Origin of the sequence: Streptomyces sp. Rer75 (assembly GCF_013414305.1) — a bacterium.
Taxonomy (GTDB): domain Bacteria; phylum Actinomycetota; class Actinomycetes; order Streptomycetales; family Streptomycetaceae; genus Streptomyces; species Streptomyces himastatinicus.
In genome coordinates, this window is record NZ_CP058693.1 from 8,438,111 (window position 1) to 8,446,385 (window position 8,275).

The 8,275-nt window shown below is 74.4% G+C and carries 1 protein-coding gene; it reads left to right on the forward strand.

What is annotated here, in order from left to right:
* Positions 1 to 10: 10 nt before the first annotated feature.
* Entirely contained in the window at positions 11 to 8,266 is an 8,256-nt protein-coding gene (locus HYQ63_RS36350; RefSeq protein ID WP_179937949.1) for a type I polyketide synthase, read from the forward strand.
* The last annotated feature ends 9 nt before the right edge of the window (positions 8,267 to 8,275 follow it).

The window sequence follows — 8,275 nt, forward strand, 5'->3', positions numbered from 1 at the left end:
GGAACACCTCATGCCCACGAGTTATCCGACCGAGCGCGCGGTGGCCGTGGTCGGCATGGCCTGCCGTGTCCCCGGAGCCGAGGACCTGGGCGCCTTCTGGCGGCTCCTGCGGGACGGCGTCGACGCCATCACGGACGTTCCCGCGGGGCGGTGGGACCTGGACGGTGCTCCCGGCGCCCTCGACACGGCGGGGCTGCGGCGTGGTGGCTTCCTGGACCGGGTCGGCGACTTCGACCCCGGGTTCTTCGGCATCTCCCCCCGGGAAGCCGCGGCGATGGACCCGCGGCAGCGGCTGGCCCTCGAACTGAGCTGGACGGCGCTGGAGCACGCCGGTGTGGTTCCGGACCGCCTGCGCGGCGGCTCGGCCGCCGTCTTCCTCGGCGCCACCGGCGACGACTACGCCACGCTCGCCCATCGCCGCGGTCCGGACTCCGTGTCCCACCACTCGCTGGCCGGACTGAGCCGCGGCGTGATCGCCAACCGGGTCTCGTACCACCTCGGTCTGCGCGGGCCCAGCCTCACCGTGGACGCGGCACAGTCCTCGTCCCTGGTGGCCGTCCACCTGGCGTGCGAAAGCCTGCTCTCGGGAACCACCGGTCTTGTGCTGGCCGGTGGCGTCCACCTGAATCTGGCCCCGGAGAGCACGCTCGCCTTCGCCCGGGCGGGAGCACTGTCCCCGGACGGCCGCTGCCACACCTTCGACGCGCGCGCCAACGGCACCGTCCGGGGCGAGGGCGGCGGCGTGGTCGTCCTGAAGCGCCTGACGGACGCCCTCGCCGACGGCGACCCGGTGCACTGCGTCCTGCTGGGCGGCGCCGTGAACAACGACGGCGGTGGCCAGGCCCTCACCGTGCCCGACGGCGCGGCACAGCGGGAGCTGTTACGGGACGCCTGCGCCCGGGCCGGGGTGGAACCGGCGCATGTGCGGTACGTGGAACTGCACGGCACCGGTACCAAGGCGGGCGACCCGGTCGAGGCGGGAGCCCTCGGAGCGGTGTTCGGCGAGGGCCGGACCGGCGAACAGCCCCTGCTCGTGGGCTCGGTGAAGACCAACATCGGGCACCTGGACGGCGCCGCGGGCGTCATCGGGCTGATCAAGGTGGCGCTGTCGCTCCGGCACGGGACCCTGCCGGCGAGCCTGCACTACGCCGACCCGCACCCGTCGATCCCCATGGAGCGGCTGAAGCTCCGGGTGAACGCCGCCACCAGGACGTGGCCCGACGGCCCGCGGCTGGCCGGTGTCAGCTCGTTCGGCCTGGGCGGCACCAACTGCCATCTGGTGGTCGCCGAAAGCCCCAACGGTCCCACCGACCCCACCGGCGACGACGCAGACGAGACCGCCGGCGTGAGCCCGGCCGTCCCGTTCCCGGTCCCGGTGTCGGGCAGGACCGAGGCGGCGATGCGGGCCCAGGCGGATCGCTTGCGCGCATGGGTGGCGGCCGACCCGGGCCTGTGCCCGGCGGACGTGGGGTATTCGGCAGTGACGACCCGTTCGGCGCTGGAACACCGCGCGGTGGTGGTGGCGTCGGACCGCACCGAACTCCTGGACGGCCTGGCGGCGGTGGCGTCCGGGGCGCCGTCCCCGAACGTGGCGGAGGGCGTGGCCGGTCACGCGTCCGGCGTGGTGTGGGTGTTCCCCGGACAGGGGCCGCAGTGGGCCGGGATGGCCCTGGATCTGTGGGAGTCGTCGGCCGTGTTCGCCGCGCGGATGGACGAGTGCGCGCGGCTGCTGGGCGGGCTCGTCGACTGGTCCTTGCGGGAAGTGCTCGCCGACGAGGCCGCGTTGCGGCGGATGGACGTGATGCAGCCCGCCCTGTTCGCGGTGCAGGTGTCGCTCGCCGAGGTGTGGCGCTCCGTGGGACTGGCGCCGTCCGCCGTGGCGGGCCACTCACAGGGCGAGATCACCGCTGCCTGCGCCGCGGGGATCGTGTCCCTGGCGGACGCCATGCGGCTGATGGTGGAACGCAGCCGGGCCATCGTGGCCCGGCTGTCCGGCCGGGGAGCCATGGCCCTGCTGGCGATGCCATCCGAGGAGGTGGACCAGAGCCGGGTGACCATCGGGGCGGTGAACGGCCCCGGCGCGGTCGTCGTCTCCGGCCCGGTCGATGTGGTGCGGGAGATGGTGGCCGAGTGTGAGGCCCGTGGCGTACGGGCCCGGATGGTTCCCATCGACTACGCCTCGCACTCGCCGCAGGTCGAGGACATCCGGGAGGACGTCCTGCGGGCAGCCGACGGGGTCACTGCCCGGGACACCGGTGTCGCGTTCTGGTCGACCGTCACCGGTGGCCGACTCGGCGCCGACCGGCTGGACGCCGAGTACTGGTACGCGAACCTGCGGGAGCGGGTGCGGCTGGAGGACACCGTCCGGGCGCTGGCCGAGGCCGGACACGGGGTGTTCCTGGAGGTCAGCCCGCACCCGGTGCTGACCATGGCCATGCGGTCCACGGTGGACACCGTGGACGGTGCCGCCGGGGCGGTGGTGCAGGGCACGCTGCGCCGCAACGCGGGCGGCGCCCGGCGGTTGCTGCTGTCCCTGGCCGAGGTGTACGCGCGGGGCGCGGCGGTGGACTGGCGGCCGCTCTTCGAGGGCTCCGGGGCCCGTACCGTGGAACTTCCCACCTACGCCTTCCAGCGACAGCCCTATTGGCTCTCCGGCGAGGCCCTTTCCCCGGCCGTACCGCGATCCGGGCCGTCGTCCGCGCCGCCGGAGGCGGAGTCCACCCCCGAACCGTCCGGCCCGGGGGAGCCGGAGCTGTGGACGCTGGTGCGCTCCCACGCGGCGGCCGTCCTCGGGCACACCGCCCCCGGCACCGTCGAGGCCGACCGCTCGTTCAAGGAGCTGGGCTTCGACTCGGTCACGGCGGTGGAGCTGAGCGAGCGGCTGGGCCGCGCGACCGGTCTGCCGCTGCCCACCTCGCTGATCTTCGACCACCCCACCCCCGCCGTGCTCGTACGCCATCTGCACGACGAGCTGTCGGGGCGCCTGCCGGACCGGCAGCGGACCCCCGACGACTCCGCCGCCACCGACGACGACCCGATCGCGATCGTGGGCATGAGCTGCCGGCTGCCGGGCGGTGTGTCCTCTCCCGAGGACCTGTGGCAGCTGGTCATGGAGGGTGTGGACGCAGTCTCTGCCTTCCCGGAGGACCGCGGCTGGAGCCTGGATCCGGCGGACACCGGACACGTCCGCACCGGTGGATTCCTGGCGGACGCCATGGACTTCGACGCCGACTTCTTCCGGATCAGCCCGCGTGAGGCCCGGGCGATGGACCCGCAGCAGCGGCTGTTGCTGGAGGTGTCATGGGAGGCCCTGGAACGGTCCGACATCGACCCCGCCACGCTGCGTGGCAGCCGGACGGCCGTCTTCACCGGCGTCATGAACCAGGACTACGTGCCCCGGTTGCACGAGACGACCGAGAGCTTCGCCGGACACGCGCTCACCGGCGGGGCGCCGAGCGTGGCGTCCGGCCGTGTGGCCTACACCCTCGGGTTGGAGGGGCCCGCGGTGTCCGTGGACACCGCGTGTTCCTCGTCGCTGGTGGCGTTGCACCTGGCGGCGCGGTCGCTGCGGTCGGGGGAGTGCACGCTGGCCCTGGCCGGGGGAGTGACGGTGATGTCCACACCCGGGATGTTCGCGGAGTTCTCCCGGCAGGGCGGGCTGTCGCCCGACGGCCGCTGCAAGGCGTTCTCGGACGCGGCCGACGGCACGGGCTGGGCCGAGGGCGTGGGCATGGTGGTGCTGGAGCGGCTGTCGGACGCACGGCGCAACGGCCACCGCGTACTGGCCGTGGTACGCGGTTCCGCGATCAACCAGGACGGCGCCTCCAACGGGCTGACCGCTCCCAACGGCCCGTCGCAGCAACGCGTCATCCGCGACGCGCTGGCGAGCGCCGGTCTGTCCGGCGGGGACGTCGACGCGGTGGAGGCACATGGCACCGGGACCGCTCTCGGCGACCCCATCGAGGCGCAGGCGCTGCTGGCGACGTACGGGCAGGAGCGGGAGCGTCCGCTGTGGCTGGGGTCGGTGAAGTCGAACCTCGGCCATACGCAGGCGGCGGCGGGCGTGACCGGTGTGATCAAGATGGTGATGGCCATGCGCCACGGCGTGCTGCCGCGCAGCCTGCACCTCGACGAGCCGTCGCGGCACGTGGACTGGTCGTCGGGAGCGGTCGAGCTGCTGACCGAGCGGCGGACATGGCCCCTCGGCGACCGGCCGCGCCGGGCCGCGGTGTCGTCGTTCGGAATGAGCGGCACCAACGCGCACATGATCCTGGAGCAGCCGCCGACGCCCGCAGAAGACACCGCAGCCGACACCACCGAAGATCGGTTCCCGGTGCCGGTCGTCCTGTCCGGCGCGACCGAGACCGTGCTACGGGACCAGGCCGAGCGGCTGCGCCACCACCTGGAGAACGCCCCGGACCTGCGCCCGGCCGACATCGGCTGGTCGTCGACGAGGCGTACCCCCTTCCGCCACCGTGCCGTCGTCGTGGCCGCCGAACGGGACGGCCTGGTGGCCGGGCTGGACGCGCTGGCGCTCGGCCCGGACGCCCCGGGCCCGGTGCGCGGGGCGGCCCGCGACACCGGTGGCCGGGTGGTGTTCGTCTTCCCCGGCCAGGGCTCCCAGTGGGCCGGGATGGCGGTGGAACTCCTCGACGCCTCGCCGGTTTTCGCCGGACGTGTCCGCGAGTGCGCGGCCGCCCTGGCCGAGTTCGTGGACTGGGACCTGGAGGGCGTGCTCAGACAGGTGCCGGGGGAGCCCACGCTGGAGCGGGTCGACGTGGTGCAGCCGGTGTCCTGGGCGGTGATGGTGTCGCTGGCGGCGCTGTGGCGGTCGTACGGTGTCGAACCCGCCGCCGTCCTGGGCCATTCGCAGGGCGAGATCGCGGCGGCCTGCGTCGCGGGCGCGCTGTCGCTGCGGGACGCCGCGCGGGTCGTCGCGTCGCGTTCGCAGGCGATCGCCAAGGGGCTGGCAGGGCTGGGCGGAATGATGTCGGTCGCACTGCCGCGCGGGGAGGCGGAGTCCCGGCTGAAGCGGTGGGAAGGCCGCCTGGAGGTGGCGGCGGTGAACGGTCCCTCCGCGACCGTGATCGCCGGTGAGCCGCGGGCGCTGGACGAACTGCTCGCGGACTGCGAGTCGGAGGGCGTCCGGGCGCGCAGGGTGCCGGTGGACTACGCCTCGCACACCTCCCACGTGGAACGCATCGAGGACGAACTGGCCCGGGTGCTCGCGGACGTGCGCCCCGCCCGGCCCACGGTGCCGTTCTTCTCGACGGTCGGGCGGGACTGGCTGGGCGAGGAGCCGGTGGACGCGGGCTACTGGTACCGGAACCTGCGGCAGACGGTGCACTTCCAGTCCGCCGTGGAGGCGCTGGCCGAGCAGGGCCACGACACGTTCATTGAGGTCAGCTCCCACCCGGTGCTCGTCATGAGTGTCCAGGAAACCCTGGAGGCCCGCGGGGACGCGGCCGCCACGGCGGTATCGGGAACGCTGCGGCGCGACGAGGGCGGCCCGGACCGGTTCCTCGCGTCGGTGGCGCAGGTGTGGACGCGCGGTGTCGCGGTGGACTGGACCCGGGCGTTCACCGGCCTCGGCGCGTCCGGCGTCGAGCTGCCGCCGTACCCCTTCCAGCACCGGCGCTACTGGCTGGACCCCGCGGCGGACCAGCCGCTGCTCGGACACGCGGTGGACCTCGCGGAAGGGTCCGGCACCGTTCTCACCGAACGGCTGTCGCCGCGCAGGCGGCCGTGGCTGGCCGACCACCGGGTGCTCGGCCAGATCGTGGTACCGGGCACCGCGCTGCTCGAAATGGCCCTGCGCGTCGGCGACATGGTGGAAGAGCTGACCCTGCGCACGCCGCTGGTGATCCCGGAGCGCGGCGAGGCCGAGGTGCAGCTGACCGCGGCGCAGCCCGACGACGCCGGACACCGCGCGGTGCGCATCCACGGACGTGTCCTCGGCGACACCGACGCGGCATGGCAGTTGCACGCCACCGGAGTGGTGAGCACCGCCGGATCCGACGGCGCGGGCATCGTGCCCGGCCAGTGGCCTCCGGCCGGGGCGACACCGCTGGACCTCACCGACTGGTACGAGGAACTGGCCGCGCGCGGCCTGGAGTACGGGCCGTCGTTCCGGAACCTGGTCCAGGTGTGGCGCGACGGCGACGACCTCCTCGCGGAGATGGCCCTCAGCGACGAGGCGGGCCCGTTCCGGATGCATCCGGCGCTGCTCGACGCGGCACTCCACCCGCTGGTGCTGGAGACGGGCCCCGGACCCGTGGTGCCGTTCTCCTGGGCCGGTGTGCGACTGACGCGCGCGGGGGCGTCCCGGGTGCGCGTACGGATCAGCCCGACCGGGGACAACCGGGCGTCGCTGACCGTGGCCGACGACAGCGGGGTCGAGGTGCTGTCGGTCGACTCCCTCACCCTGCGGCCACTCGACGCCCGGCGGGTCGACCCGAAACTCTTCCAGGTCGAGTGGCGCGAGACCGCCCTGCCCGGCACACCGGCCCGGCCGGGCACCACCATCGTCGTGCCGCCCTCGGCGCCGGACACGGACGGCCTGCCCGGGGCCGCTCACACGACCGCGGAGTCGGTGCTGCGGGACGTACGGATGTGGCTGGAGGAGCACCAGGAGCACCAGGACGGCTCCTCCCCGCTGCTGGTCACCACCCGGCGGGCCGTGGCCGTGGCGCCGGACGAGGACGTCGACCTCGCCGCCGCCACCGTATGGGCCCTGCTGCGCTCGGCCCAGACCGAACACCCCGGCCGTATCGTGCTGGTGGACTCCGGAGCCACCGGCGAACCGCCGCCCGATCAGCTGGGACGCGCCCTGGCCACAGGCGAACCGCAGATCGCGCTGCGCTCGGAGGCGGCCTTCGTCCCCCGGCTCGCCCGTGGCTCCGTCCCCGCCCCCGAGCCCGGGCGGCCGGGTGTGGACCCCGATGGTACCGTGCTGATCACCGGCGGAACCGGGGGACTCGGCGCTGCGGTGGCACGCCACCTGGTGGCCCGCCACGGGGTGCGCCACCTGCTGCTGGTGAGCCGCCGGGGCTCGGCCGCCGACGGCGCGGACGATCTCGTATCCGAGCTGACCGAGGCCGGTGCCGCGGTCACGGTGGCCGCCTGCGACGTGGCCGACCGGGCCGCGCTCGCCGACGTCCTCGCCTCCGTACCCGAGTCGGCACCGCTGCGTACCGTGGTGCACGCGGCGGGCACCCTCAGGGACGGCCCGGTGCTGTCGCTGACGCCGGAACACCTGCACGCCGTGCTGTCCGCGAAGGCCGACGCCGCGTGGCATCTGCACGAGCTGACCCGCGGCCTCGACCTGTCGGCGTTCCTCATGTTCTCCTCCGTCTCGGCCACGCTCGGCCTCGCCGGACAGGCCAACTACGCGGCGGCCAACGCGTTCCTCGACGCTCTGGCCCACCACCGGCACCGCCAGGGGCTGCCCGCGGTGGCACTGGGCTGGGGGCTCTGGGAACAGGGCACCGGGCTCACCAGCCGGCTCGCCGACGCCGACCGGCAGCGCCTGGCCCGCATCGGTCTGAGGCCCCTGCCCACCAGTGACGGCCTGGCCCTGCTCGACCTCGCGCTGGGCGCGGACCGGCCGCACCTGGTGCCCGCCTGGCTGGACATGTCCGCACTCCGCGACACCGAGCCACCCCCGCTCCTCCGCGGGCTGGCCCCGGCCCCGGCCGCCCGTGGCGGGCGGGCGCGCGAGGACGCGAAGCCACTGCGCGAGCGGCTGTCGGCCCTGCCCGAGAGGGACCGCGAGCTGACCGTGCGGCGTCTGGTGCAGGCCGAGACGGCGACGGTGCTGGGCCGCTCCGGGCCCGGCGACGTACTCCCCGAGCGGGGCTTCACCGACCTGGGCTTCGACTCGCTGACCGCCCTGGAACTCCGCACCAGGCTCGGCACCCTGACCGGCCTCGCGCTGACCGCCACGGTGACCTTCGACCACCCCAGCCCCCACGCGCTGGCACAGCACCTGCTGGGGCGGCTCGCCCCGCAACCGCTCACGGACGGGCCGCCCGCGGCCGAATCTGTGGACCCCGCCGTCCTCGCCGAGCTGGACCGGCTGGAGGCGAGCGTGACCGCCGCCGCTGGCGACGGACTGCGGTCGGCCGTCACCACCCGGCTGTGGGAGCTGCTGGCGACGCTGAGCCCGGAGGACGACGCGGTGGACCCCGCCCTGGATCCCGAGGTGGCCGCGGCCGGCGCGGACGAGCTCTTTGCCCTGATCGACGATGAGTTGGGAAGGCCCTGAACACCATGA